Origin of the sequence: Endozoicomonas sp. YOMI1 (assembly GCF_024606345.1) — a bacterium.
Taxonomy (GTDB): Bacteria; Pseudomonadota; Gammaproteobacteria; order Pseudomonadales; family Endozoicomonadaceae; genus Endozoicomonas.
This window is the reverse complement of sequence record NZ_JAHHPM010000025.1, coordinates 1-3,010: the sequence shown is the minus strand read 5'-3', so window position 1 is coordinate 3,010 and position 3,010 is coordinate 1. Positions and strand designations below refer to the sequence as shown.

Here is a 3,010-nt window from a genome sequence, read left to right as displayed (position 1 = left end):
TCAGGATGAACGGAGATCGAGTTCAAAATGTTGAAATTAATTCGGGACAATTCCTAAGAAGGGAAAGAGGATGAGGATAGGAAATGGCCATGAATAATACCCTTCAAAGCTCTGGAAAACGCTCTGTTGGTGCATGGATTAACAGTGGTGCTCCCTGGGTCTGGCTAAATGCCGGTGCGGTTGCCATCAGTCTTGTTCTGGTGATCGGGCTGCTGGGATTGATTGCTGTGCGGGGGCTGGGGCACTTCTGGCCAGGCCAGATCATGATGGCCGATTACCAGCCCCCCGGGCAGACCATTAGAATGGTCGCCGGAGAAATTACCGACAGTGAAGAAGTCCCTGCGGCTCGTCTGGCGTCATCAGGCCTTGATGTTGTCGACGGGCAGGCGCTTTATACCCGTAATCTGTTGAAGCAGGGCAATCGGGACCTGAGTGGTGCTGACTTTGTCTGGATCGTCGATGAGTGGCTGAGTAACCGCCAGTACCCTGAAGACATCATGGTGCTTGAGCGTCGTGAATGGGGCAATTTCTCCGGCTTCCTTGAGTCCGTTCAGGAGAATGGCGCCACCGTTGCCAGTGGTGAATCGGCCTGGACCGTCTTCAATGAGCGCTTGGATCGGGCACTCGGGATTTATCAGGCAATCTACCAGATTGAAAAACACGACATTGGATCAATTAACGCCTCTATAGAGCAGCTGCGGCTGGCCGAGCGTCGTCTGGAGCTGAGCGGTGCTATCAATCCTGTCGGTCAGGCAGAGATTCAGGCTGAACGAAAACGGCTGAATCAGCAATATCAGCAACTGGAAACCCAACTGGGTGATCTTTACCGGGCGTTCAACCGTGACAGCTTTGTGGCCAGAACCGTTGATGGACAAACGCTGGAACAGCCGATCAGTAAGGTGGTTCGTGCCTATCAGCCCAATACCCTGTCACTGACCGACAAAATGGGCTTCTACTTTGACAAGGTCGGTGAGTTCATCCTTGATGATCCAAGGGAAGCCAATACCGAAGGCGGTGTCTTCCCCGCCATCTTTGGCACGGTCATGATGGTGATTCTAATGTCCATTATGGTGACCCCTTTCGGCGTCATCGCTGCCGTCTATCTGCGAGAGTACGCCAGTCAGGGCTGGATGACCCGGGCCATCCGGGTGGCAGTCAATAACCTTGCGGGGGTTCCCTCAATCGTTTACGGGGTCTTTGGCCTTGGTTTTTTCATCTACTTTGCCGGCGCAAAAATCGATAACCTGTTTTTTGCCGAGGCCCTACCATCACCCACATTTGGTACTCCGGGACTGTTGTGGGCATCCATTACCCTGGCTCTGCTGACCCTGCCGGTGGTGATTGTCGCCACTGAAGAGGGACTGTCCCGTATTCCCCGCTCCGTTCGGGAAGGGAGTCTGGCCCTCGGTGCCACCAAGGCGGAAACGCTGTGGCGGGTCGTACTGCCCATGGCTAGCCCGGCCATGATGACGGGGTTGATACTGGCGGTTGCCCGTGCGGCAGGGGAAGTAGCACCACTGATGCTGGTGGGGGTTGTTAAGCTGGCTCCCAGCTTGCCGCTGGATGGTAACTACCCCTATCTGCATCTTGATCAGAAGTTCATGCATCTGGGCTTTCATATTTTTGATGTGGGTTTCCAGAGCCCGAACGTGGAAGCCGCCAGGCCTTTGGTGTACGCCACTGCCTTGCTGCTGGTGATGGTTATTGCTGTGCTGAATCTGTCCGCCGTTGCTATTCGCAACCATCTACGGGAAAAATACAAGAGCCTTGAGGATTGAACACGATGTCTGCTGAAGAGTCTTATGACGTCATCGATAGAAAGCCGGAAGAGGCCTTTGATGAAAAAATGGATGAAAGCCTGAAAAAGACGCTGAGTGAGGCTCTTACTGTGAAAACCTCCATAACGTATCCTGAAAACAGTTTGGAAAATCGTGCCAGTGTTGCCGCTGATAGCCGTCGTTCCCAAGCCCCTGTGCAACCTGATCGTGCTGAACAGCCTTCCGGATTCTCCGGGGCTTTTAATCCTGAGTCCCTTGGGCGTGCTCGTTCTGTAATGAACCTTGAGCATGAACTGACCAGTATGGAGGTGTCTGGTTTGAACCTGTTCTATGGCGAGAAGCAGGCGCTGTTTGATATCTCCATGAAGATACCGCAAAAGCGTGTAACGGCGTTTATCGGGCCTTCGGGCTGTGGTAAATCCACGCTGCTGCGCAGTATGAACCGGATGAATGATCTGGTGGATGGCTGCCGTGTGGATGGGCAGATACGGCTCGCCAATGCTTCTGGTGTGCAACAAAATATCTACGGGAAATCCGTCAATGTGGCTGATCTTCGTCGTCGGGTGGGGATGGTGTTCCAGAAGCCGAACCCATTCCCGAAGAGTATTTATGAAAATGTTGCCTATGGCTTGAGAATTCAGGGCATTAATAAAAAGCGGGTACTGGATGAGGTTGTGGAGTGGGCGCTGAAAGGGGCTGCGCTCTGGAATGAAGTGAAGGACCGCCTCCATGAAAGCGCACTGGGCCTGTCCGGTGGGCAGCAGCAGCGCCTGGTCATTGCCCGGACCATTGCGGTGGAACCCGAAGTATTGCTCCTGGATGAGCCAGCATCAGCACTTGACCCCATCTCCACATTGAAGATTGAAGAGTTGATCAATGAGTTGAAGTCCAGATTTACCATTGTGATTGTCACCCATAACATGCAGCAGGCGGCACGGGTTTCGGATTACACCGCATTTATGTATATGGGGCAGATGATTGAGTATGGTGACACAGACAGACTGTTCACCAATCCCCGTAAGAAACAGACTGAAGACTATATTACTGGCCGTTATGGCTGAGGTGGCGTTCTTTCCTGAATCTCAACAGCTTACCAATTTGTCGTAAAGCCTCGCCCACTCGGGCGAGGATATAAGACGGGAACGCGGGGAGCGTTCCGCTTGAGTGTTTGCACATACTTTGCTAACTTTCTCTGGTCTCTTGTAGACCTACCGTCGGGCAGACGGGATGTT

Annotated in this window: 2 protein-coding genes; both read left to right on the top strand. The window is 53.0% G+C overall.

Features of this window, described 5'->3' with window-relative positions:
* The first annotated feature begins 89 nt into the window (after positions 1-89).
* Positions 90-1,778, top strand: a complete 1,689-nt coding sequence (gene pstA, locus KDK15_RS01030) for a phosphate ABC transporter permease PstA (RefSeq protein WP_257293505.1) — start codon at positions 90-92, stop codon at positions 1,776-1,778.
* A gap of 275 nt (positions 1,779-2,053) precedes the next feature.
* Complete coding sequence (gene pstB, locus KDK15_RS01025; RefSeq protein WP_257293506.1) at positions 2,054-2,839, top strand: phosphate ABC transporter ATP-binding protein PstB; 786 nt, start codon at positions 2,054-2,056, stop codon at positions 2,837-2,839.
* Positions 2,840-3,010 lie beyond the last annotated feature (171 nt).